This window comes from Blastomonas sp. 34TW (assembly GCF_059803595.1).
Genome location: NZ_JAPFGW010000002.1, coordinates 163546 through 187488, shown reverse-complemented (window position 1 = coordinate 187488; position 23943 = coordinate 163546). Strand labels below are relative to the sequence as shown.

Sequence of the window (23943 nt, the reverse complement as noted above, 5' to 3'; positions counted from 1 at the left end):
CGCCGCGATCACTGGTCGCCCTCCAGATCGTCGATCAGGCCCTGCAGAGCGTCGAGCATCGGCTGGGTGCCCTGCTCGATCCAGCCATCGGCGTGATTCAGGGATACCGTCCCCCGGCGGATCGACGGATCGGCGGTGAGCGCCAGTCCGCATTCGGCATCGCCGAGCAGCTTGAGGTCATCGGGGTGAAGGTGCAGCGCACTGCCGCGCATGTCGCGGGTGACGAGCGTGGCAAGCGAGCGGCAGTGCCTTTCGAGCACAGCAGCGTCGGGTTCGGCAAATCCGCTCGAGCGTTCGAGCATCTGCTTCATTGCATGCAGCAGCATCGCGCACAGCCCTTGCGACAGCTGCGGGCGCAGCGCGGTGATCGCCTGGGCCAGGGCCTGGGTCGCAGCGTCGCTCGCCTGCATCTCGGCCTGGGCCTGGGCGATGCCATCGGCAACGCCCTGTTCATAGGCCTGGACCAGCAGCTCGTCCTGCGACGGGCCGGTCTCGACCATCAGATCGCCATCGAACCCGTCTTCCTCGCCGAAATCCATCGGCTCGGCATGAAGCTCGGCTTCGGCAAGGTCGGCCATCGACGAGAAGATCGGCGACGGACGGAAGGCGCTGGCGGCGGGCTGCATCTGCCAGACCGGCATGAACTGCGCCTCGCCGGTGGGCGTGATGGAGATCGGGCGATCAGACATATTCGTCGCCGCCTCCGCCGATCACGATATCGCCGGCATCGGCCATGCGCTTGGCCACCTGGATGACCGCACGCTGCGCCTCGAGCACCTCGGACATCGGCATCGGGCCGCGATCGGCGATTTCGTCGGCGATCGATTGCGCCGCGCGGCTCGACATGCAGCCGAACATCTTGTCGCGCAGCTTGTCTTCGGCACCCTTGAGCGCAGGCACCAGCAGCTTGGATTCGAGCCCGCGCACCAGCGTGCCGAGATCCTTGGCATCGAGCCGGATAAGATCGGCAAAGACGAACATCTCGTCCTCGATCCGCCGGGCAATATCCTTGTCGCGCTTGGTCACCGCCTTGATGATGCGCTGGCTTTCGCGCTTGTTGATGATGTTCATGATCGCCGCCGCATCGGACGTGCCGCCCGAGGACGACGCGCCGCCGCCGCTGCGCGGTGCTCCGGCCTGGTTGACCAGCAGAGCCTCGATCGTCTCGACGGCTTCGGGGCTGACCGGCCCCAGCGTCGCCAGACGGAAGACGACGTCCTCCTGCGCCTCGGGGGGCAGCAGCTGCAGCACATTGGCGGCGATTTCGGGCTTGAGGAACGACAGCACCACGGCAGCAATCTGCGGATGCTCATGCTCGACCAGCAGCGCGATCTCGACCGGGTCCATCCACTTGAGCGCCTCGAGCCCGCCACCGGCCTTTTTCGGCGCGATCTTGGTCAGCATCGTCTCGGCACGGCGGTCGCCCAGCGCGCGCTTCAGCATGCCCTCGATCTGCTCTTCGGCCTTGTAGCCCAGCATCGTGCGGTTGCGCGCCTTGTCGATGAACATATCGAGCACTTCGTTGATGTCCTCGGCACCGATATCGGCGACGGTGTACATCATCTCGCTGAGCTGGCGGACTTCCTCGGGCTCCAGCCGGGCGAGAATCTCGGCGGCCTGCTCTTCGGAGAACAGCAGCATCAGGATCGCGGCAGCCTGCTGGCCGGGGATCGGGCGCCGTGCGGGAGCGGCGGCACCGCCCTCTTCGGTCATGGTGTCGAGAACATCAGGCATTGGCAGGCTCCTTGCCAGCGTCGGCATTGCCCTTCAGCAGCTCACGGACCACCAGAGTGGCGTGGTCGGGATTCTGCCGGACGAAATTCTGGATCAGCAGCGCGCGCTCCTGATAGGTCGAAGCGGCATTGATCATGTCGAGCGTGACCGGTTCGTTTTCCTTCGGCGTGCGGGCAGCCGCACCACCAGAGGCACCGTTCGCGTCCTTGCCGTCGGTTCCCAGCGCCTGCGACAGCAGTTCGCCGGTTTCCGCCGCCTTGACTGCATCTGCCGCGGCCTTCTCGTCGGCCTTCTGGCGGGTGTAGCGCTTGAGCAGCGGGCGGCCGATGCCGAAGATCAGGGCGAGCGCCACCAGCAGCGCGGAAACGTTGCGCACCACCATGTTGAACCAGCTGGCTTCGTAGAACGGCTCCTCGACCTTGGTGACCGGCTCGAAATTGCGCGACGAGATCGCGACCTGGTCGCCGCGCGCAGTGTCGAAGCCGATCGCGCCCTTGACCAGCGCCTCGATGGCCGCGATTTCCTGCGGGCTGCGTTCCTTGCCACCGGGCAGGTTCTTGACCGCGACGGCGACCGAAATGCGGGTGACCTTGCCCGAAGGCTCCTTGGTCACCGCGATCTGGCGACCCAGTTCGAAATTGCGGTTGGTCTGCTCGTTGCGCGTGGTCGGTGCACCGGGAGGGGCGGCTTCTGCGCCGGCCAGCTGGCCACCGGCCTGCGGCGTAACCGTGGGATCGGCGGGCGGCTGGTTGGCCAGCGCGCCGGGGACGCCTCCGGCAGGAGCAGGGCTGGTCTCGGTCGAGATCGACGTCTGCTCGCTCTTCACCCGCGCTTCATCGGCAGGGAAGCTTTCGGTGGTCGCCTGGCGCTCGGTCATGTTGATCTCGGTCGAGACCTCGGCAACGAAATTGCCGGCGCCCAGAACCGGGGTCAGCAGCGCGTTGAGCTGCCGACGATAGCGCTCCTCGATCGCTTCCTTCATCTCGATCTGCTGTTCCACGCCGTTCATGCCGCTCTTGCCATCGCCCGAGAGCAGGCGGCCATTCTGGTCGACGACCGAGACATTGTCGGCCGACAGCCCGGGGACCGAGCTGGCGACGAGATGGATGATCGCCTGGACCTGCGATTCGGGCAGGCGTCCGGCATTGGCGAGCTGGAGCACGACCGAGGCGGCCGGCTCGTTGCGGTCGCGGATGAACACGCTGGGCGGTTCGACCGCGAGATGGACGCGTGCCGAGACCACCGATTCCATCGCCTCGATGCTGCGCGCCAGATCGAGCTCGCGCGCGGCGCGGAGCTTTTCATTCTCCACCGCGCGACTGGCCCCCATCGGCATCGACGAGATCAGCTCGTCACCGCTCGGCGCGCTCTTGGGCAGGCCCTGCGCGGCGAGCGCGATCTTGGCTTTGTGGTAATCATCTTCGGAGACCATGATCGTGCCCGAGCTTTCCTCGAAGCTGTACGGGATGGTCGAGCTGTCGAGCGCGGCGATCACCGCTGCCTTGTCGCTATCGGGCAGGCCACGGAACAGATCGCGCTGCGGCGGTTCGCGCAAGGCTGCCCAGGCGAGCACCGAAAGCAGCACGACGCCCAGAAAGCCGACCAGCGGCATCGCCTTGGACACCGCCGGCTGGCTCATGAAATTGCGGACCTGGGCCGGGATCGCGGTGCCGTTGAGCACACGCGCGCCGGCACCTGCGCCGGGGCTTCCGGGGATCACGGCCGGAGCGGATCCGTCGACATTATTGGGGGTGATGGTGATGTCGGACATGGATTACACCGGCATGTTCATGATGTCCTGATAGGCGGACAGCAATTTGTTACGGACCTGCAGCGTCGCTTCGAAACCGATCGACGCCTTCTGCTTGGCCATCATCACCGCCGCGATGTCGGTGGTCTGGCCCATTTCATAGGCGGTCGCGGCCTCGGACGAGGCGTGCTGCACCTGGTTGACCTGGTCGAGCGCGGTCTTGAGCGTGCCCGAAAAGCCGTCCGTCCGGGTCTCGGTCGGCTCGGTGCCCAGCATCGGGGATTTCTTGCTGATCTGCTGCAGCGCGCTGTTCTGTTGCAGAATGGCGTTGCGCGCGGCCATGATCGAGCTGCTGATATTGGTGCTCATGGGTTCTGTTTCCCGTTATCGATCAGGCTGCGGCTGCCAGCTCGCGCATATTGGCGAGGCGGTAGCGCAGGGTGCGTTCGGAGATGCCGAGCATCTTGGCGGTTTCGCGGCGGTTGCCGCCATTCTCGTCGAGCGCGCGCTGGATCGCGTCATGCTCGACCGCGCGCGACAGGCTGTGCAGATCGCTGCCGCGCATCAGGCGGGCAGAACCGGCGGCAGGCACCGGATCGGCACGCGGCGTGCTGATCTGCGGTGCGGCGACGGGCTGGACCGGAGCGGGCGTGAACAGGCGGACGGGGGCAAGGCCCAGATCTTCAGCCTCGATGCAATCGCCTTCGCGCAATACCAGCGCGCGCTGCAGCACGTTGCCCAGCTCGCGGGCATTGCCGGGCCACTGGTGCGCCTGCAGCGTTTCGAGCGCTTCGGCGCTCAGCCAGGCAAAGTCGTCACCGGCATTCTGCATGCGCAGCAGCATGGCGCCGGCAATGGCGCGGACATCCTGACGACGATCGGCAAGGCGGGGGAGTGCGATCGGCATCACGTTGAGGCGCCAGTAAAGGTCTTCGCGGAATTCGCCGGCGGCGACCAGCTCGGCCGCGTCGCGGTTGGCGGCGGTGACGATGCGGACATCGACCTTGACCGCGCGGGTCTCGCCGACGGGAAGGACTTCGCCTTCCTGCAGCGCGCGCAGCAGCTTGGCCTGGAGCGCCAGCGGCAGCTCGGTGATTTCGTCGAGGAACAATGTGCCACCATCGGCCGCGCGGAACAGGCCCTCGCCATCAGCCGACGCGCCGGTGAAGGCACCCTTTTTGTGGCCGAACAGGATGGCCTCGACCATGGTTTCGGGGAGAGCGGCGCAGTTGACCGCGATGAACGGACCCTTGGCGCGCGGGCTTTCGTCATGCACCAGCCGGGCCATGCCTTCCTTGCCGGTGCCGGTTTCGCCCTGGATCAGCACCGCAGCCTCGCTGCGTGCGATGCGGGCGGCATAGCCCATCAGCTTGGCCATGGCCGGTTCGCCGACGGCGGGGCCGCGTCCGGCGCGCAGCAGTTCTGCCACCAGCGCCAGTCCCAGCGCCATGTCGTCGAAGCCGAAAGCGATGCGCGCGGGCAGGCCGTTGGCAGCGCGGACGAGCGACGGTGCGCCGTCGCGAAAATCGATGAGAATGTCACGATGGCTGGCCGACGCGATTTCCGCGGCCATCAGCACCTTGGCGGTCTGCACGGTCGCAGCACCTGCGGCAACCGGCTTGATCCAGGCCGATGCGAGCCAGCTTTCCAGCATGGGCAGATTTTCGCGAACCGCCTCGCTGATAGTGCATTCGATCATTTTTTCAGTCCCCCGACTTAATGGATCGCGTTGGCCAGCCGTTACACTGGCCCCCGCAGGTCCAAAGCAAAGCAATCGCCGTGCCAAATCGGGAAAACGGCAGAAAATGGCCGCCCACACCCCCCTATATATATAAGGCAAGGCATCCCTGCCAAAAAATTGACGGGTTTTGCCCGGCCTAGGCGTCAAGAAATTGACGGCTGTCGGCCAAATGACAACCTGTTCGAAAGGTGTGTGAAAACTTCTTAATGGCTTTCCAACCGTGCCGTTAACCATGTCGAGGCCGCTGACAGAAGCAGTGCGCCGCAAGATTGACCAAGCGAAAGGAAAGACTGATGACTGTTATCGGAACGAATATCGGCGCCATCCGCGCTGCCAATGCCTCGAACGCGGCCCAAGCCATGCTGGGCAAGGCCATGGACCGCCTGTCCACCGGCAAACGCATCAACTCGGCCGCTGACGATGCTGCTGGGAACGCGATCGCCACCCGCATGACCTCACAGATCCGTGGCTTGAACCAGGCCGTCCGCAATGCGAACGATGGCATCTCGCTGGCTCAGACGGCCGAGGGCGGCATGAACGAGATCACCAATATGCTGCAGCGCATGCGCGAACTCGCCGTTCAGTCGGCATCAGGCACGCTGAGCGATCCTGATCGTGCAAACCTGCAGGAAGAAGTGGCTGCACTTCTACAGCAGGTCGATGCAGTAGCAAACAAAACCGATTTCAACGGCGTTCCCCTTCTGAATACGGCAGGTCCGGTTCTGATCCAGACCGGTATCGAGGCAAATGATACGGTTGCGATTGATCTAGCCAACGTAACCACAGCCGGTCTTTTGATCGCTGCCATCGACATCGACACCGTCGCCGGCGCTAGCACCGCGCTGGGCCTGCTCGATACCGCGCTGAACAATATATCGACCGCCCAGGCGAGTCTTGGTGCCAGCCAGAACCGACTGCAGGCAACCGTATCGAGCTTGATCAACCGCTCTACCAATCTGTCGGAAGCCCGCTCGCGAGTACAGGACGCCAATTTCTCGGATGAATCGACCAACCTTGCCAAGGCGCAGATCCTAAGCCAGGCGTCGACTGCGATGCTGGCCCAGGCCAACCAGAGTCAGCAGGGCGTATTGACCCTGATTCGCGGATAACAAAGTGAACCAACCGAGTAACAGCATCGTCGGAAAAATGACGGGCGTCAAAACTTTGGTCAGATTTTGACTTAATGCCCGTCATTGCCCGCCGTTAATTCCATTCGAGGCCGCTTAGGAGGGACCGAGCGACCATCGAAAGGAATATGAGATGACTGTGATCGGAACCAATATATCGGCGCTTCGCGCTGCCAATGCTTCGACCTCGGCCCAGATGAGCCTGTCGAAGTCGATCGACCGCCTGTCCACCGGCAAGCGCATCAACTCCGCCGCCGACGATGCCGCTGGCAACTCGATTGCCACCCGCATGACCTCACAGATCCGCGGCCTCAACCAGGCCGTTCGCAATGCGAACGACGGCATCTCGCTGGTCCAGACCGCTGAAGGCGGCATGAACGAAATCACCAATATGGTGCAGCGCATGCGCGAACTGGCGGTGCAGTCTTCGACCGGCACCCTGGGCACGGAAGACCGTGCCAACTTGCAACAGGAAGTTACCGCGCTCTTGGCACAGATTACCGAAGTTGCCACTAAGACCGATTTCAACGGTGTCAAGCTGCTTGACACCACTGGAACTGTGAAGATCCAGACAGGCATCAACGCAACCGACCAGATCGACATCGATCTGACCGCTGTGGATGTGGGCGATCTTGCCATTGGTACCGTTGACATTTCGACAGATACTGGCGCGCGGACCGCAATTACCGCGCTTGGCACTGCCCTTAACTCGCTGACGACCGCACAGGCAAAGCTCGGTGCCGGACAGAATCGTCTGCAGGCGACCGTGTCGAGCCTCGTCAACCGCTCAACTAACCTCTCAGAAGCACGCTCGCGTATCCAGGACGCCAACTTCTCGGAAGAATCGACCAACCTCGCCAAGGCTCAGATCCTCAGTCAGGCGTCGACCGCTATGCTGGCTCAGGCCAACCAGAGCCAGCAGGGCGTGCTTAGCCTGATCCGTTAAGAAATGTAGGCGGGTTGAAGAGCGCGACCGTCAAAAAAATGACGCGCCGCCAATTTACTGACGCTTTTCGCTTAATCGCCCGTCAGCCCCGCCGTCAACGTGCTTGAGGCCACCCCGTAGAAGAAGGGGCGGTCGCAGGGAAGAAGTGAAAGGAAACTACGATGACCGTAATTGGAACGAACGTTTCAGCCCTTCGGGCTGCCAATGCTTCGACCGCCGCGCAAAGCAGCCTGTCGAAGTCGATTGACCGCTTGTCTACCGGCAAGCGCATCAACTCCGCCGCCGACGATGCCGCTGGCAACTCGATTGCCACCCGCATGACCTCACAGATCCGCGGCCTCAACCAGGCCGTTCGCAATGCGAACGACGGCATCTCGCTGGTCCAGACCGCTGAAGGCGGTATGAACGAGATCACCAACATGGTGCAGCGTATCCGCGAACTGGCGGTGCAGTCTTCGACCGGCACCCTGGGCACGGAGGACCGTGCCAACCTGCAACAGGAAGTCACCGCATTGAAGGCGCAGATCACCGAAGTTGCCACTAAGACCGATTTCAACGGTGTCAAGCTGCTTGACACCACTGGAACTGTGAAGATCCAGACAGGCATCAACGCAACCGACCAGATCGACATCGATCTGACCGCTGTGGATGTGGGCGATCTTGCCATTGGTACCGTTGACATTTCGACAGATACTGGCGCGCGGACCGCAATTACCGCGCTTGGCACTGCCCTTAACTCGCTGACGACCGCACAGGCAAAGCTCGGTGCCGGACAGAATCGTCTGCAGGCGACCGTGTCGAGCCTCGTCAACCGCTCAACTAACCTCTCAGAAGCACGCTCGCGTATCCAGGACGCCAACTTCTCGGAAGAATCGACCAACCTCGCCAAGGCTCAGATCCTCAGTCAGGCGTCGACCGCTATGCTGGCTCAGGCCAACCAGAGCCAGCAGGGCGTGCTCAGCCTGATCCGTTAATTGCATCGGATCGGAACCGACCTGCGGTTCGACCGTAGGGGAGACGCAACGGCCGTTACCGACAACTCAATGGCCTGAGCCGATATTCGATCAACCCCCTTTCCGGATGGACCGGAAGGGGGGTTTTTCGTTTCGCACGGACGCTATCTGACCGCGCCGCTCTTCAGCAGCTTCGGCACCAGGAACAGCGCCGCGACCAGCGGCCATTTGCGCTGCCAGGGTCGGATCGTGATCTGCGTGCCCGCGTGCCGGTTGATCTTCCAGGCCAGATAATCGATGCCGCCGGCGAAGGTGAAGCTCGCCTTGGCGAGCCGAGCGACCGTCAACCGCTTGCCGCGTGCCCGCAGACTTGCCCAGCGGTTTTCTGCCTCCTTGCGCGGCATAGCAGCCAGATCAGGCACCTCGCGCGCAATCGCTGCGCCGACCGCCGCATAATGATCAGGCGCGAAATCGACCACCTTGTCAGGCCGGTCGCCGCGTTCGGCGCGCAGTTCCGCGCCATAGGTGCGGGTGAAGCCGGTGCGCCAGATGTGCAGCGGATCGGCGCTGGCGCTGTCGGCAACCGGCGCGGCATGGCGCAGCAGCGTCACCGGCGCCGCGCACAACGCATCCAGCGCATGCGCCTCAGCTGCGGCATCGGCGCTCCACACAATTCGCACCGGCTGGGCAAAGCGCGCCCAGACCGAGACATCGCCCGCCTGCATCGAGCACGCCTTGGCCAGGTCCGCCTCGGACAGCACCGCATATTTGGCGGCAAGATTGTCATGCGCCGCCGGAAAGACATTGGGCGGGATCAGCGCATTGGCGCGCGCCACCCACCCGGCCTTGTTCGCCGCGCGATAGGCCGCCGCATAATCCGAGACGATGACGTAGAAGTCGAGCATCAACCCGTCGAGCTGCGCCTCGCGCAGGCACGATCCGTAGAAGATCACCGCCCGCGCCGTCTCGCCGAACGGGGCGATGATCGCGCGCGCAAAGTCGGTGACGCGCGGATCGACCGGCTGCAGGGCCTCGGCGGCGATCAGGGATTTGAGGGTGTCCACTCTATCGTCCAAATGTGTTCGTCACCCCCGCGCACGCGGGGGTCCCGCTTTCTTGCAAGCATCGCGTCTTTAGCGGGATTCCCGCGTTCGCGGGAATGACGAAATAGTTCAGTAGGGCAAAGCTCAAGCCGCCAGGCGCAGGAACGGCACCGGGTCGGTCGAACGTAGGATGATCGGCTTGCCCGCGCTCGCCTCGAAGATTTCGCCGTCCAGGATCACGCGGCTGCGCGTGCGGTCGCTGTCGATGCGGATCATGTCCTCGCGCGCCAGATGCACGCCGCGCCCGCGCCGCGTGCCGAACCGGCCCATCAGCGTGTCGATCAGCATCGTCGTCAGCCCGGCGCGGTTATGCTCGACCGCGATGAACTTGAGATGCCCGGTCGGCGATGGTCCGCTATCCGCGCGGCTGCCGAGCAGTAGTTTTTCCAGCGTGGTCACCATCACCACCAGGAAGCTGCCGTTGAGCTCGCCCTTCTGGAAATAGGAGATGCGCAACGCCGAGCGCGTGATCGGCAGGAACTTGGCGGTGAGCCCGAACAGCATGGTGAACAGCCCCGCAATCGCCGCGATGAAATGGCTGATCGAATTGGGCAGGCCCAGCGGATAGATTTTCTGGCGGCAGTAAAGGATGATCTCGGCAAGGCCGGCCCCGCCCATGAACATGCCCAGTACCGGGCGCCCGTCCTCGCCATCGGACAGCGCGATGAGCTGGCGCACCACGATATGGCTTTCCAGGTCATTGCGCGCGATCTCGACGATGCGGTCGAGCGTCGGCAGCGGCTTGCCGCGCGCGCCCAGATCGAGCGCGATGAGGTTGGTCTTGCCGTTGGGCAGCACCGCGACCGCCGGCGGCGACTTGCCGAAATGGCCGCCATGGTAGAGTTCGGTCAGCGTCGCCTGCACCGTGCCGTCGCCGCCATTGATCACGAGCACGCGCGGCTTGACCAGCGCGATCGCGCGCAGCGCGTCGGCAATCTGGTGCACCTCTTCCACCTCGTAATGGAAGATGTCCGGGTTGCGCGCGCAATAATCGCGCACCGCCGGCAACATCGCCTTGTTGCCGGTCGAGCGCGGATTGGAAATGAGCGCAACGAGAGTCATTCAGGTCATCCTATCGGCTTGATCGTCATCCCCTGGCGGTAGTTCAGGACCACCTGGATGCGCGTAACGCCGGGACCCACCCGGATGGCGGTCTTGCCCGCAGAGGGCTTGAGGCTGAGCAGCGAGAGCGAGGGGTTGTTCGAGAAACCGCCGCCATCGTTCCAGCCGGATTTGCCGCTGCCATCGACATCATGACGCACGGCGATGCCATAAGCGCCGGTTGCCGGAAGCGGCACGCAGAAGCTCATCTTGCCACCGCGCGGGGCGACGGCGGTGTCGATGCGGTTGATCCACGCGCCCTTTTCCAGCCAGCTGGCCTTGGTGGCGGGATAGGCCTGCACGCGGATGCGGCCGGTATTGGCCTTGAAGCCGCTGACCTCGACATGCACCGCCGGGCCGTCGGCTCCGGCAGCGCATTTGCGCATGTCGTTGGCGATTTCCTGACGCTGCGCATGCGCCACAGGCGTCAGGGCCGCGAAGGCGATGCCGCCCGCAGCCAGACAAGCCAGTGATTTTGCCGCAATTTTGAACATGACGTAATCAATCCCAGAAGCTATAGCCGTGCCGCTCCGGATGGCGCGGACAAGGCTGATGAGCCCCCTTTACCATCTGCTTATGGGAAGCGTTTGCGGCCAAATCATGGTGACAGGGCGACAATAAGTTGAAATTGCTAACCGCCACAGACGCTTATATCGCCCGTCTCGTCTTCTTTCCGCTGGTCGGCACGTTGATCCTGGCTGCCATGCTGCTGGTGCTCGACAAGATGCTGCGCCTGTTCGATTTTGTCGCGGCCGAAGGCGGCCCGGTCAGCGTCGTGTGGCGCATGCTCGCCAACCTCTTGCCCGAATATCTCTCGCTCGGCATCCCGATCGGCCTGCTTCTCGGCATCCTGCTTGCGTTCCGCAAGCTCGCCATGTCGTCGGAGCTCGACGTGTTCCGCGCGGTGGGCCTCAGCTACACCCGGCTGCTGCGCGTGCCGTACATGTTCGCGGTCGGGCTGATGCTCGTGAACCTGGCCTTGGTCGGCTATATCCAGCCCAAGGCCCGCTATGCCTATGAGGAACTGGGCTTCGAGCTGCGCTCGGGCGCGCTGGGTGCCTCGATCAAGGTCGGCGAATTCACGCAATTGGGCGACCGGATGACGCTGCGCATCGAGCAGAGCCGCGATGGCGGGCGCGAGCTGTACGGCATTTTCGTGCGTGCCGAGGCCAAGTCGGGCACGTCGCTGTCGGTCACGGCGGAGCGCGGCAAGTTCCTGGCGACCGATGACCCGAACACGATCATCTTCCGCCTGACCAACGGCACGCTGGTGCACGATTCGCCTGACTACAAGACCCCGCGCGTGCTGACCTTCAGCAACCATGACCTGCCGATCGACCTGCCCAAGATCGAATCCTTCCGCAGGCGCGGGGGCGGCAAGGACCGCGAATACACGATCCCCGAACTCGTCCGCATCGGTACCGATGCCAGCATTCCCGAAGCACAGCGCAACCAAACCCGCGCCAATTTCCATTTCCGCATGGTCGAGGTGGTGATGATGCTGCTGATGCCGCTGCTCGCGGTGGCGCTGGCGATCCCGCCCAAGCGCTCGACCTCGGCGCTGGGTGTGTTCCTGTCGATCGTGATGATCGTGACCTATCACAAGATCAACGAATATGGCGAAGATGTCGGCGCGCTGGGGCTGGTCGACCCGATCATCGCGCTGTGGGTCCCGTTCGCGCTGTTCTCGGCGCTGATCGCCTGGATGTACTATCAGGTGGCCTTCGTGCCCGGCGGTCAGCCGATCGGCGCGCTGGAAAAGGTCTTCGCCAAATCGGGCGCGGCGGTGCGCGGGCTGTTCAGCTTCGGCCGCAAGCGGTCCTTCCAGGAATAGGCGCGCGGACATGCATTTCGAATTCTTCCCGTCGCGCACCGTGGCCATCTATATGGCGCGCAAGTTCCTCACCAGCATCCTGGCGGTGGTGGCGCTGCTGTTCATCGTGCTGCAGTCGCTCGACCTGCTGGGCGAAAGCGGCAAGATCCTCGCCTATCCGGGCAACGGCCAGGCGCAGCTCTTGACCTATATCTCGCTGCGCGCGCCGCAGATCATCGATCTGGTGCTGCCCTTCTCGGTGCTGCTGGCGACGATCATCACGCTGGCGACGCTGAACCAGAACAGCGAGGTCGTGGCGATGAAGGCGGCGGGGCTGTCGGCGCATCAGGTGCTCGCGCCGCTGCTGATCGCGGCCTTCGGCGTCTCCGCCATCACCTTCGTCTTTTCCGAACGCATCCTCACCCGCGCCACCGCGACGCTCGATGCCTGGGAAGCGGCGGATTTCGGCCCGATCCCGCGCGATTCCAACGTGAAGTCGAACATCTGGGTACGCGAAGGCGACAATATCATCCAGGCCGATACCGTCGAAGGCCGGGGCAATGCGACGCGGCTGACCGGGGTCGCGGTGTACCAGCGCGACAGCCAGGGCGGCATGGCGCGGACCATCAAGGCCAGCGAAGGGACCTATACCGGCAAGGGCTGGAAGCTGACCGATGCGACGCAGTTCGATGTCGCCACCGGGCAGAAACAGACGCTGGGCGATATCGTCACCGCAGGCAATGTGCGGCCCGATCAGTTCACGCTCTCCAAGGTCAATGCCGATGGCTTGTCCTTCCCGCAGCTATGGACCGCGATCGCCGAGCTCAAGGCCGCCGGTCGCCCGACCGCCGCGCTCGAGGCGAATCTGTGGCACAAGCTGTCGGGCCCGCTTTCGGCGCTGCTGATGCCGCTGCTCGGCGCAGTCGCCGCCTTCGGCCTGGCGCGATCGGGCCAGCTGTTCATCCGCGCGGTGATCGGCATGGCGCTTGGATTTGCCTATTTCGTCGCGGACAATTTCGCGCTCGCAATGGGCAATCTGGGCGCCTATCCGCCGATCCTCGCCGCCTGGTCGCCCTTCTTCCTGTTCCTGATGGTCGGCGAGACCGTCCTCATCCGCACCGAGGAATAGGCCGCAGCCCGTGGCCTCCGACACGCCCGATCCTGCCACTCCCGCACCCGCTGTCAGCCGTGCCGATGTCGCGAGCGGCGCGGCGCTCTCGGGCCTGGCGCGCATGGGCGCGATCATCGAGATCGTGACCCAGCCTGCCTTCGTCTGGATGTTCGGCCTCGCCACCTATGGCAGCTATGTCGTGCTCTGGGCGGCGGTGAACGTGCTCTCGACGCTGACCACATTGTCGCTGGCGCAGGGGCTGCAGCGGTCGATCCCGTCTGCCGCCAGCCGCGAGGCCGAACATGGCGTGGTGCGCTATGCGCTGCTGGTGACGGTGATCCCTTCGGCATTCGTCGCCTTGTGCATCACGCTCGCCGCGCCCGTGCTCGCGCCGCAATTCTCGGTCGAACCGGCGATGCGCCCGCAACTGCCTACGCTGATCGCGCTGTTCGTCTGGACACTACCGCTCACCGTCGCGCTCGAGATTGCCACCGCCGCTGCGCGTGCGCGTCGCGCCTTCGGGCCGGAAATCCGCCTGCGCATCTTCTGGGAGCAGATCGCACGGCTGATCGTCGCGGTCGCACTCTATGCGCTGGGGGTGCGGCTGTTCGGGCTGTTCGTCGCGCATATCGTCTCTCTGGGCGTCACCGCCTGGTTGTCGGTGCGGCTGCTCGGGCGCTATTACGATCTCGGCCTGCTCTGGCGCGCGTCGATGCCGCCCGCGCTGCGCCACGACACGCTGAAATCGGGCCTGGCGACGATGCCGCCCAATCTGGCGCGCCGCGCATTCAACGATCTGCCGCCGGTACTGCTGGGCCTTGCGCTGAGCGGTGGTGGCGGCGCGGTCGCGGCAGGTCTGTTCGGCATCGCGCGCAAGATAGCCTCGGTTCCGCTGATCGTGCGCCAGACCTTTCTCTATGTCCTCGCGCCCTTGAGCGCTGCGCAGCGCGCTGCCGACAAGGCCCAGATCGCACCGCTCTATCGCTTTGCCAACCGCATCGCCGCGATCATCGTGCTGCCGCTCACCGCGGTGATGATCGCAGGCGGCGATGCGACGCTGCTGCTCTTCTCGCCCGAGGCGGCCGATGCGCTGCCGGTGCTGATCGTGCTGCTGATCGGGCGCGCGGGCGAGACGATCCTGGGCGCGGCGACCCCGATCGTCGAGATGACCGGCCACCGCCTGCTGCCGCTCGCCAATTCAATTGCCGGGCTCGCAGTCGCCGGGCTGGTCGGCTGGCTGACGGTCGATGACATGGGCGCGACCGGCATGGCGCTGGCGGTGAGCGCGGGCGTGATCGTGTCGAGCTGGGCGGCGGTGGCCGAGCTTTGGATCAGCGATCGGCTGGGTCCGTTCGACCGGCATTTCCTGCGCGCCCTCGCCTGCGGCCTGGGCGGATTTGCTGCGCTCTGGCTGGTCGGCTGGCTGTTCCAGGGGCTGGGCATGGTGCCGCGCGCCGCGATCCAGTTCGCCTGTTTCTTTCCGCTGGTCTGGCTGGGGCTCAAGTTCGGGCTCGATGCCGAGGACAAGGCGGCACTGGGCAAGGCGGGGCGCAAACTTGCGCTGTGAAGCGCGCGGCCCTGATTGCCCCTGCACCCAAAGCCCGCTAGACCCGTAGTCCAAAGACCGCAGACATGAACGCGGCAGCCAGAGGAGCCCTGACCCGGTGATCGCCAACAAATCGCTCGACCAGTTTGCCCGTTTCAACAACCTGCTCGACCTGTTCTTTGCGCGCGCCGACGAGCTGGGCGATGCGCCGTTCCTCTGGGCCAAGCGCGGCGGTGCGTGGACGCCGATCAGCTGGCGGCAAGCGGCGGGTCAGGTCGCGGAACTGGCGCACGCGCTCAAGGACATGGGGCTGCAGCGCGGCGACCGGGTGATGCTGGTGAGCGAGAACCGTCCCGAATGGTGCATCGCGGACCTGGCGATCATGGCCGCTGGCTGCGTCACCGTGCCGACCTACACCACCAATACCGAGCGCGACCACCAGCACATTCTCGACAATTCGGGCGCGCGCGCCGTCATCGTCTCCGATGCGAAATTGGCTCGCACATTGCTGCCGGCGGTGCTGCGCGCAGGCAATGCCTGGCACGTGATCGGCATGGAGCCGGTCAAGGTCGGCCAGGCCAGCCGCTTCCGCGCGCACAACTGGTCCGATCTGGTGACCGGCGATGCCGCGCGCCAGGCCGAACTGATGCCTGCCGTCCGTGCCGATGCGGCGACGCTCACGCGGCAGGACACCGCGTGCATCATCTATACCAGCGGCACCGGCGGGGCGCCGCGCGGGGTGATGCAGCACCATGGCGCGATCCTGCACAATATCGCGGGCCCCACCCGCGTCATCTCCGAGGATTTCGGCTGGGACGACGAGGTCTTCCTGTCGTTCCTGCCGCTCTCCCACGCCTATGAGCACAGCGCAGGACAGTTCTTCCCGATCGGGCTGGGCGCGCAGATCTATTATTCCGAAGGGCTCGAAAAGCTCGCCAGCAATATCGAGGAGGTGCGCCCGACGCTGATGGTGGTAGTGCCGCGCCTGTTCGAGGTGCTGCGTGCGCGTATCCTCAAGCAGATCCAGAAACAGGGCAAGGTCGCCAATTTCCTCTTCGAGCGCGCAATGGCGCTGGGCGAGAAGCAGCTCGCCGGAAGGGATGGCGTGCTCGACAAGCCGATGGACTTCATCCTCTCGAAAAGCCTGCGCCCCAAGATCCAGGCGCGGTTCGGGGGACGGGTCAAGGCGATGGTCTCGGGTGGCGCGCCGCTCAATCCCGAGATCGGCGTGTTCTTTCACGCACTCGGCATCACGCTGCTGCAGGGCTATGGCCAGACCGAGGCAGCACCGATCATCGCGTGCAATCGCCCGAGGGTCGGGATCAAGATGGACACGGTCGGCCCGCCGCTGGCCGATACCGAGGTGCGCATTGCCGAGGATGGCGAGATCCTGGTGCGCGGCGAACTCGTGATGCACGGCTACTGGCAGAACCCCGAAGAGACCGCGCGCGTGCTCAAGGACGGCTGGCTGCACACCGGCGACATCGGTTATATCGATGAGGCTGGGCGGATCGCGATCACCGATCGCAAGAAGGACCTGATCGTCAACGACAAGGGCGACAATGTCTCGCCGCAAAAGGTCGAGGGCATGCTGACGTTGCAGCCCGAAATCCATCAGGCGATGGTCGTCGGCGACCGGCGGCCCTATCTGGTCGGGCTGGTCGTGCCTGATCCCGAATGGACGATGGAATGGGCGAGCGCGCAGGGTCTCAAGGTCGATTTCGCCGCGCTCCAGGCCAATCCGCAGTTCAAGGCAGCGGTGCGCTCGGCGATCGACCGGGTGAATGCCGAGCTGTCGGTGATCGAGAAGGTGCGACAGTTCAATTTCGCCGACGAGCCTTTCACGATCGAGAATGGCGAGATGACGCCGTCGATGAAGATCCGGCGGCATGTCATCCGCGGGCGCTATCAGGAGCGGCTGGACAGCCTGTACAAGAGCTGAGGTCGCGTCAGCGGGCGGGGCTGCGGCGGTTCCAGAGCTGCAGGCTGATCTCCGCGATGAGCAGCGGCCCGACCCAATAGGCCCAGATGCCGAACGCCGGAGCGATCCCGTCCATGTCGCCCAGCCGCTGCGCCAGGCGGCAGAAGACGAAGGTCCAGGTCAGCACCATCGACCGGATCATCCACATCTGGTGGACACGCCAGCGCTTCTGGCTGCCTCGCCACCAGCCCATCGAGGTGGCGATGAGCCAGACCACTGCAAGCGTGCCTGTCGCCCAGCCGCTGGCGAGATTGCGGTGTGGGTCGCTGATCGCGAGAAATAGCGCGACGAACGCCATGGTCATGCCCGCGCCGACATAGGTGCAGCCGGTATGGCGGTGATAGTCGAACGCCGCGCGGGTCCAACCCATGTACAGCGCCAGGAATCCCGAGACGAGCGTCAGAAATCCGGTCAGCGCATGCAGCACGATCCACAGGCTGTGATCAGCATGGCCCCGCTGCGCGCCGCCACCGAGCGCGGGCAGAACGTTGAGCCAGAGCACCGGCAGCGTCGAGAGCACGGCCGCCCAGAACAGCAGCGCGGGCACGGTCAGACCCGGACGATGATCGATCGGCGGCCAGGCCTGGCTTGTCACGACGGCTCCCCCTGATGGCTTTGCGCCAGCGTGCCTCAAGCCGAAAGGCATCGCAACCGGTCTCGGCACACCGCCTTCCTCGTCACCCCCGCGAAAGCGGGGGTCCCGCTTCTGTGCTACCGATGCTGAACAAGCGGGATTCCCGCGTTCGCGGGAATGACGGATAGCGATCGATCTCCACACAAAGCAAGACCCCGGATCGGCCTCTGCCAATCCGGGGTCTTGCTGATGCGTCGAACGCCAAAGCGCTTATTCGGCGGCTTCGTAGTACTGCGGCGCGGCGGCGTTCAGGATCTCGAGGATCTTCTTGAGCGCGGCGGGCTCGTCGGTCTTTTCCATTGCAGCCAGTTCGCGGGCCAGACGGCTCGAGGCGGCTTCGAAAATCTGCCGCTCCGAATAGCTCTGCTCGGGCTGGTCGTCGGGACGGAACAGATCGCGCGTCACTTCGGCGATCGAGACGAGGTCGCCCGAATTGATCTTCGCTTCATATTCCTGGGCGCGGCGCGACCACATGGTGCGCTTGACCTTGGGCTTGCTCTTCAGCGTTTCCATCGCTTCGCGCAGCGTCTTGTCCGACGACAGCTTGCGCATGCCGATGCTTTCGACCTTGTTCACAGGAACGCGCAGGGTCATCCGTTCCTTTTCGAAGCGCAGCACGTACAGCTCGAGCTGCATGCCGGCAATTTCTTCCTTCTGAAGTTCCACAACACGGCCGACACCGTGCTTGGGATAAACCACATAATCGCCTACATCAAAAGACAGCGCTTTGGCGGCCATTCAAAAACCTTTCTGTATTCAGGGGAAGCGGGAGCCTTTTCGAACTCGCATGTCAGCCGTTCGAGCTATTCTCCTCAAAATGTGCCGAATGTGGGACACCCATCAGCGCAAACCCGCTGCGCCAATAGGCCGGACTTAACAGATTCGTCACAAAATAGCCACCCCGTAATGGCCATTCCGGTCCTAGATGGGGGCTGCGAACAAAAATACAATCGTGTTGGGGGAATTACGCTACGGAAACCGCCAACGTTTGCAGCGGGGCAGTGCGAAAACTCTCAAAAAGAGGTCGGCGCAGACGACCCACCCCTTGCCCCTCCCTGTCCAGGGAGGGGAATAGCTAGATTGTCGATGCCGGATAGCTCCCCTCCCTGCAAGGGAGGGGCTGGGGATGGGTAGGCGTACAACGCACGGGTCGATCAGCAAGACCGATCGAACCCACCCTGTCGATCAGTCGCCTTCGCCGGGTTCAGGCGAGAAATAGGCTTCGTACTTGCCGTCCTTGCCCTTGTACTCGTCCGCATCGGGCGGGCTGTCGCGCTTGACCGTGATGTTCGGCCATTCGGCGCTGTACTTGGTGTTGAGCTCGAGCCATTTTTCCAGGCCGTCTTCGGTATCGGGCAGGATCGCTTCGGCCGGGCATTCGGGTTCGCACACACCGCAGTCGATGCACTCGCTGGGGTTGATCACCAGCATGTTCTCGCCCTCGTAGAAGCAGTCCACCGGACAGACTTCGACGCAGTCCATATATTTGCACTTGATGCAGGCGTCGGTGACAACATAGGTCATCGGCTGTGATCGCTCCCCTGAATGCGTGCCGGCGCGCAAGGCCGGTCGGGCGTGGTGATGGCATGGTCATGCCGCAGTGATTCTGGGCGCCTTGCTATTGTGACAAGGCCGACGCGTCAATATGGCGCTGCCTTGGGGTGCCAAAGCCGTGCTTTAGCCGGTGGCGCGAACCTCGCCGGGTTCGCTGTAGCAGGCCAGCGCCTCGTCTGCCGGGCCGCGTCGCCAGGGCAGCTGATCGATCTGCAGCACCAACACGCGCGAGCCTTGCGGCACGGTGAGGATATCGCCGCAGCGCACCGCGTGATGCGCCTTGACCACGCGATTGCCGTTGCTGCGGATCACCCCCTGTTCGGCGAGCATCTTGCCTTGCGACCGGCTGCGCACCAGCCGCAGATACCAGAGCAGCAGGTCCATGCGCATATGCGCGCCCGTGCTGCCGATCGATGAGGATGCTCCGCCGCCCTTTTCAGCCAATCGCCACCTTCCATTCCTTCAGCGCGGCAAAATGTCCCCGATGCTCCTGCTCCGCCGCTGGAGCCTGCTTCTTCTTGCGCGCCAGCCCCCGCCAGCGCCATAACTTTTGCTTGTCCGCCGCGCCTTCGCCCTTGGCCGCATCGCGCCGGAAGCCTGCCGCGCGCATCAGCCGTTCGGCATTGGCGGAACTCAGCCCCATCGAGATCGCGAGCGCAGGATCGATGGCGAAGCTCTGCGCCTCGCCCTTGCCGTCATGCGCGGCGCGGATCAGCTTTTCCGCCATATCGACGCGCAGCGCCTGATCGCCGAGCATGCGGTAGGCCGGGTGTCCCTCGCCCGGCAGCGCCGATGTCGGAACGACCGTGCGCAGGCTCTCGACGGCAGGATCAAGTGCTTGCGGCAGTACTGTGCCCGATCGCACCGCGCGCATCAGCCGCAGCATCGCCTGGCAATCCGGCCGGATCATCGCAGCGCAGAAAATGTCGAGACTGCCCAGACGCACGCCCAGCCGCTGCAGCACCTGCCGCGAAGGCGCATCGAGCGCGGCGATCAGCGGCTCGGCCTCGGTCCGCGCGATTGCCCCGCCTGCCTCGACCAGTTGCACCAGCAGCGCCCGCAACGGGCCCGAGCAGCGCCTGTCCTCCGCGGCCCTGGTCAGCGCACGGACCGGGCCAAGTGCCTTGCGCAGATGCGCTTCGAGCCAGGTACCGATATGCGCGAGCAGCGCCTCGCGATCGGGCCGCAGAATGGCATCGAGCGCGCGGTCGGGCTGGAAGCGCGGATGGCCGAGCGAAGCCCCGCGCACGAGCAGGCCTATGCGCTGCCCGCGCCAAAACATTGCCGGCCGCCCCTTGTCATCCGCGCCGATAGCGAGCGCCTTGGGCCCATCCGCGATGAGGTCGCGCGCGCGCCGCGCCAGCAGGCCGGGCAGGTGGCGGTCTGCTGCGGCGACGAGCAGCTTGCGGTCGGCCAGCCGCGCCTGCGCATCGACCACGAAGGAAAAGCCGTTCAGATGCCCGATCGGCTCGCCATCGACGCAGATCGCATCGCCTTCTTCCAGCGTGACGGGCAGGAGCGACGCATCGCCGCCCAGGCCCCGCAGCAGCACCGCGGTGCGCCGGTCGACGAAGCGCTGCGCCAGCGCGCGATGCAGCGCATCGGACAATCGCTCCTCGACCTCGCGCGCGCGTCCCGCCATCTCGGCGGGATCGGCGAGCCAGTCGCGGCGCTGCGCGACATAGGCCCAGGTGCGGATCGCCGCGATGCGCGCGCCCAGCTTCTCGACATCGCCCTGCACCGAATCGAGATCGGCGATCTTGCGCGCGATGAAATCGACCGGAATGTGGCCCAGCCCCTGGCCCAGATGTTGCCAGAGCTGCGCGACGAAATTGGCGTGATGCTCCGCGCCGCGATGCTGGAAATCGGGCAGCGAGCATACCGACCAGAAACGCCGCACTGCAGCCGTTCCGCGCACGCTCGCCGCGACCTGGGAATCGTCGGCCAGGCGGCGCAGCACGGCAAGATCGATCGCTTCCGGCGCGGGTTTCAGCACCGGGCTCGAGGGCAACCGCTCGAGATCGGCGATCAAGGTGCCCAAGCTGTCGAAACGCAGCCGCGATTCGCGCCAGAACAGCGACTTGAGCGGCGGAAAGCTGTGCTGCTCGATCCGCTCGATCTCCTCATCGGTGAACTGCGCATCGTGATGGCCGGCGACCGATCCGAAGGTGCCGTCGCGCTGGTGGCGCCCGGCACGTCCGGCGATCTGCGCCATTTCCGCCAGCGTCAGCCGCCGGCGGCGCGCGCCGTCATATTTGTGCAGCGAGGCAAAGGCGACATGCTCGACATCCATGTTGAGCCCCATGCCGATCGCATCGGTGGCGACGAGATAATCGACCTCGCCCGCCTGGTACATCGCGACCTGAGCGTTGCGCGTCGCGGGACTCAAGGCGCCCATGACCACCGCCGCGCCGCCGCGAAAGCGCCGCAGCATCTCGGCGACCGCGTACACTTCCTCCGCCGAGAACGCGACGATCGCGCTGCGCGGCGGCAGGCGCGAGAGCTTCTTGATTCCGGCATAGCTGAGCGTCGAAAAGCGCGGGCGGCCGATGATCTCGGCATCGGGCACCAGCGCGCGGATCATCGGCGCCATGGCTTCGGAACCCAGAATCATCGTCTCGTCGCGTCCGCGCGCGTTGAGCACGCGGTCGGTGAACACATGCCCGCGTTCGGGATGCGCGCCCAGCTGCGCCTCGTCGATCGCAACAAAGGCGAAATCGCGCCCTTGGTCGAGCGGCATGCTTTCGGCGGTCGAGAGGAACCAGCGCGCGCCAGGGGGCACGATCCGTTCCTCGCCGGTGACCAAAGCGACCTCGTGCGGTCCCTTGATCTTCACCACCCGGTCATAGACCTCGCGTGCGAGCAGGCGAAGCGGAAAGCCGATCAGGCCGCTGGAATGCGCGCACATCCGCTCGATCGCGAGGTGCGTCTTGCCGGTGTTGGTCGGGCCCAGCACGGCTGTGACTGGGCTCGGCGAAAATCGGGTCATGGGAGCAGCCTCCAGCTTCCTACATCATGGCAGCTTCCCGCCATTGCAAGACCCCTGTGCAAAGCCCTGTGGATAGGTTGCGCTGCTGATCGGGCTTCTTGCACCGCTGATCCCGCAGACAGGGTTTTACACCCCGGGTTAATTTGACTTTAACCGGTGATGTCCACACAGATTGCGGCGAGGAAAACGCCATCGCGCCGGTCTTTCGAGATCAGCACGGGAGGAATGGCGGCAAGGGGTCGGTCTTGTTTCAGCAACGCGAACAGCTTTTGGGGGCCGGTGCCGCCAGTGCCAGATTGTCGCTGGCCGATGTGCTCCCGACGCCGACCCGGCCCGCTCAGCCTGCCCCAGCCCTGCCCGCCCCGGCGACCGGTATCAAGGCGCTCAAGGAGCGGCTTTCCCGCACCCGCCAGTTCATCCACGACACCAACTGGACGCCCGATCTCGGTCAGAATATCGGCAGCCTCGAATGGTTTCGCGGGCTCGGCACCCTGTGCCTGCTGTGCACCGGAGCCTATGCCCTGTGGCCCGGCGTCAGCCCGATCGGCGCTGCCGCCACTGCGCCGGCCCCTGCCGCGCGCGAGGAATTGCGCAGCCAGATGATCATGCCGATGGCATTCGGCAGCGACACCGGCCGCGCCATGGCCGCGACCGATGCGGTCGTCGCGCTGCGCCAGGCTCCTGAACGCCCGACGATCGAACTCGCCGCCACCATTGGTCGCGGCGACAGCTTCATGCGCGTGATGCAGCGCGCGGGCGTGGGCAGCGGCGATGCGCAGGCGGTGGCCAATCTCGTCTCCTCGGTGGTGCCGCTCGACGACATTCGCGACGGCACCCGCATCGACATCACCTTGGGCCGCCGCTTCGCGCGCAACCAGCCGCGCCCGGTCGAAAACATCGCCTTCCGCGCGCGCTTCGACCTCAATGTCGAGATCGTCCGCGCAGGCTCGGCGCTTGATCTGGTGCAAAAGCCGATCCTGGTCGATGCAACACCCTTGCGCATTCGCGGCACGGTCGGCTCCAGCCTGTACCGTTCGGCGCGCGCCGCAGGGGCACCGCCCTCTGCGATCCAGGCCTATCTGCGCACGCTGGCGACGCAGCTTTCGATCGGCAACGACATCCGCTCGACCGACCAGTTCGACATCATCGTCGACTACAAGCGCGCCGCCACCGGCGAGGTGGAGCTGGGCGATCTGCTCTATGCGGGCCTCGAGCGCAGCGGCAAGCCGCGCGCGCAGATGCTGCGCTGGAAGACTGGCAACAACGTGCAATGGTTCGAGGCCTCGGGCGTCGGCGAGACGCGCGGCGAGTTCGCCCGCCCCGTCAACGGTGCGGTGACATCGGGTTTCGGCTATCGCCGCCACCCGATCCTGGGCTTCCGCCGCATGCACAGCGGCATCGACTTCAAGGCCGGATCGGGCGCGCCGATCTATGCGACCGCGGATGGCGTAGTGAACTATGCCGGACGCAAGGGCGGCTATGGCAATTTCGTGCGCATCGCGCATGGCGGCAATATCGCCACGGGCTATGGCCATATGAGCCGCATCGCAGTGAGCAGCGGCATGCGCGTGCGGCGCGGCCAGGTGATCGGCTATGTCGGTTCGACCGGCCTGTCGACCGGTCCGCACCTGCATTACGAACTCTATCGCGGTGGCCGCGCGGTCGATCCCAATTCGGTGAAATTCACCACCCGTGCGCAGCTTTCGGGCAGCGAGCTGGCCAATTTCCGCGCGAGGCTGAAGCAGCTGCTGGGCGTGACGCCGGGAGCAGCACTCCAATCGCTCACCCCGCCGCCCGCCGCCAAGCAGGACGAGCCCAAGCGCGAGATCGAGCGGATCGAAGGCACGACGATCGCTTAGA

Annotated in this window: 21 protein-coding genes; 8 read left to right on the top strand and 13 right to left on the bottom strand. The window is 64.8% G+C overall.

Going from position 1 to position 23943, the window contains the following annotated elements; all coding sequences use genetic code 11:
* Window positions 1–8 precede the first annotated feature (8 nt).
* Genes OPU69_RS04100 through OPU69_RS04080 form a run of 5 tightly spaced genes read right to left on the bottom strand, consistent with a single transcriptional unit; the run spans window position 9 to window position 5183 of the window.
* Window positions 9–689 (bottom strand): FliH/SctL family protein, encoded by a 681-nt coding sequence (locus OPU69_RS04100; protein ID WP_498509438.1) that lies wholly within the window; start codon window positions 687–689, stop codon window positions 9–11.
* Window positions 682–1713 carry a flagellar motor switch protein FliG gene (gene fliG, locus OPU69_RS04095; protein ID WP_060979464.1) on the bottom strand — a complete coding sequence of 344 codons (1032 nt, stop codon included), beginning with the start codon at window positions 1711–1713 and terminating at the stop codon, window positions 682–684. Before fliG ends, OPU69_RS04100 begins: the two co-directional genes overlap by 8 nt.
* 13 nt (window positions 1714–1726) lie before the next feature.
* Entirely contained in the window at window positions 1727–3505 is a 1779-nt protein-coding gene (fliF, locus tag OPU69_RS04090; RefSeq protein ID WP_498509437.1) for a flagellar basal-body MS-ring/collar protein FliF, read from the bottom strand.
* A gap of 3 nt (window positions 3506–3508) precedes the next feature.
* Window positions 3509–3853 (bottom strand): flagellar hook-basal body complex protein FliE, encoded by a 345-nt coding sequence (fliE, locus tag OPU69_RS04085; protein ID WP_060979441.1) that lies wholly within the window; start codon window positions 3851–3853, stop codon window positions 3509–3511.
* A 22-nt stretch (window positions 3854–3875) separates the two neighbouring features.
* Window positions 3876–5183: a sigma-54 interaction domain-containing protein gene (locus OPU69_RS04080; protein ID WP_498509436.1), complete on the bottom strand. Its 1308-nt coding sequence runs from the start codon at window positions 5181–5183 to the stop codon at window positions 3876–3878.
* A gap of 335 nt (window positions 5184–5518) precedes the next feature.
* Between OPU69_RS04080 and OPU69_RS04075 the strand changes: the two genes are divergently transcribed.
* The 3 genes from OPU69_RS04075 (at window position 5519) to OPU69_RS04065 (ending at window position 8272) form a co-directional block, all read left to right on the top strand.
* A complete protein-coding gene (locus tag OPU69_RS04075) occupies window positions 5519–6334 on the top strand; it encodes a flagellin N-terminal helical domain-containing protein (protein WP_498509435.1) in 816 nt (271 codons plus the stop codon).
* Between the two features lie 151 nt (window positions 6335–6485).
* A complete protein-coding gene (locus OPU69_RS04070; RefSeq protein ID WP_498509434.1) occupies window positions 6486–7298 on the top strand; it encodes a flagellin N-terminal helical domain-containing protein in 813 nt (270 codons plus the stop codon).
* A gap of 161 nt (window positions 7299–7459) precedes the next feature.
* Window positions 7460–8272 (top strand): flagellin N-terminal helical domain-containing protein, encoded by an 813-nt coding sequence (locus OPU69_RS04065; RefSeq protein WP_498509433.1) that lies wholly within the window; start codon window positions 7460–7462, stop codon window positions 8270–8272.
* Window positions 8273–8415: 143 nt separating this feature from the next.
* Here OPU69_RS04065 and OPU69_RS04060 read toward each other — a convergent pair whose 3' ends face one another.
* The 3 genes from OPU69_RS04060 to OPU69_RS04050 form a co-directional block, all read right to left on the bottom strand.
* The gene (locus OPU69_RS04060) at window positions 8416–9315 is read right to left on the bottom strand and encodes a hypothetical protein (RefSeq protein ID WP_498509432.1); all 900 of its coding nucleotides are present in this window, start codon (window positions 9313–9315) and stop codon (window positions 8416–8418) included.
* A gap of 123 nt (window positions 9316–9438) precedes the next feature.
* Complete coding sequence (locus tag OPU69_RS04055; protein ID WP_498509431.1) at window positions 9439–10416, bottom strand: diacylglycerol kinase family protein; 978 nt, start codon at window positions 10414–10416, stop codon at window positions 9439–9441.
* 5 nt (window positions 10417–10421) lie between these two features.
* Window positions 10422–10949 (bottom strand): DUF2141 domain-containing protein, encoded by a 528-nt coding sequence (locus OPU69_RS04050; RefSeq protein WP_060979432.1) that lies wholly within the window; start codon window positions 10947–10949, stop codon window positions 10422–10424.
* Window positions 10950–11083: 134 nt separating this feature from the next.
* Here OPU69_RS04050 and lptF point away from each other — a divergent pair, with 134 nt between their 5' ends.
* The 4 genes from lptF (at window position 11084) to OPU69_RS04030 (ending at window position 16867) form a co-directional block, all read left to right on the top strand.
* A complete protein-coding gene (gene lptF / locus OPU69_RS04045; RefSeq protein WP_060979463.1) occupies window positions 11084–12289 on the top strand; it encodes an LPS export ABC transporter permease LptF in 1206 nt (401 codons plus the stop codon).
* A gap of 10 nt (window positions 12290–12299) precedes the next feature.
* Window positions 12300–13397 carry an LPS export ABC transporter permease LptG gene (lptG, locus tag OPU69_RS04040; RefSeq protein WP_498509430.1) on the top strand — a complete coding sequence of 366 codons (1098 nt, stop codon included), beginning with the start codon at window positions 12300–12302 and terminating at the stop codon, window positions 13395–13397.
* A 10-nt stretch (window positions 13398–13407) separates the two neighbouring features.
* Complete coding sequence (locus tag OPU69_RS04035) at window positions 13408–14946, top strand: lipopolysaccharide biosynthesis protein (RefSeq protein ID WP_498509429.1); 1539 nt, start codon at window positions 13408–13410, stop codon at window positions 14944–14946.
* A gap of 97 nt (window positions 14947–15043) precedes the next feature.
* Entirely contained in the window at window positions 15044–16867 is a 1824-nt protein-coding gene (locus tag OPU69_RS04030) for an AMP-dependent synthetase/ligase (RefSeq protein ID WP_498509428.1), read from the top strand.
* 7 nt (window positions 16868–16874) lie between these two features.
* On the opposite strand, the gene OPU69_RS04025 is transcribed toward OPU69_RS04030, so the two are convergent.
* The 5 genes from OPU69_RS04025 to OPU69_RS04005 form a co-directional block, all read right to left on the bottom strand.
* On the bottom strand, window positions 16875–17501 hold the full coding sequence (locus OPU69_RS04025) for a DUF2306 domain-containing protein (protein WP_498509427.1): 627 nt from the start codon (window positions 17499–17501) through the stop codon (window positions 16875–16877).
* 249 nt (window positions 17502–17750) lie between these two features.
* Window positions 17751–18278 carry a CarD family transcriptional regulator gene (locus OPU69_RS04020; RefSeq protein ID WP_023837598.1) on the bottom strand — a complete coding sequence of 176 codons (528 nt, stop codon included), beginning with the start codon at window positions 18276–18278 and terminating at the stop codon, window positions 17751–17753.
* Between the two features lie 447 nt (window positions 18279–18725).
* Window positions 18726–19064: a ferredoxin FdxA gene (gene fdxA / locus OPU69_RS04015; protein WP_060979427.1), complete on the bottom strand. Its 339-nt coding sequence runs from the start codon at window positions 19062–19064 to the stop codon at window positions 18726–18728.
* A gap of 153 nt (window positions 19065–19217) precedes the next feature.
* Window positions 19218–19538 (bottom strand): RNA-binding S4 domain-containing protein, encoded by a 321-nt coding sequence (locus OPU69_RS04010; protein ID WP_230962313.1) that lies wholly within the window; start codon window positions 19536–19538, stop codon window positions 19218–19220.
* A complete protein-coding gene (locus OPU69_RS04005; protein ID WP_498509426.1) occupies window positions 19531–22083 on the bottom strand; it encodes a helicase-related protein in 2553 nt (850 codons plus the stop codon). Before OPU69_RS04005 ends, OPU69_RS04010 begins: the two co-directional genes overlap by 8 nt.
* Before the next feature lie 245 nt (window positions 22084–22328).
* On the opposite strand from OPU69_RS04005, the gene OPU69_RS04000 reads away from it, so the two are divergent.
* Window positions 22329–23942 carry a peptidoglycan DD-metalloendopeptidase family protein gene (locus tag OPU69_RS04000; protein WP_498509425.1) on the top strand — a complete coding sequence of 538 codons (1614 nt, stop codon included), beginning with the start codon at window positions 22329–22331 and terminating at the stop codon, window positions 23940–23942.
* Window position 23943 lies beyond the last annotated feature (1 nt).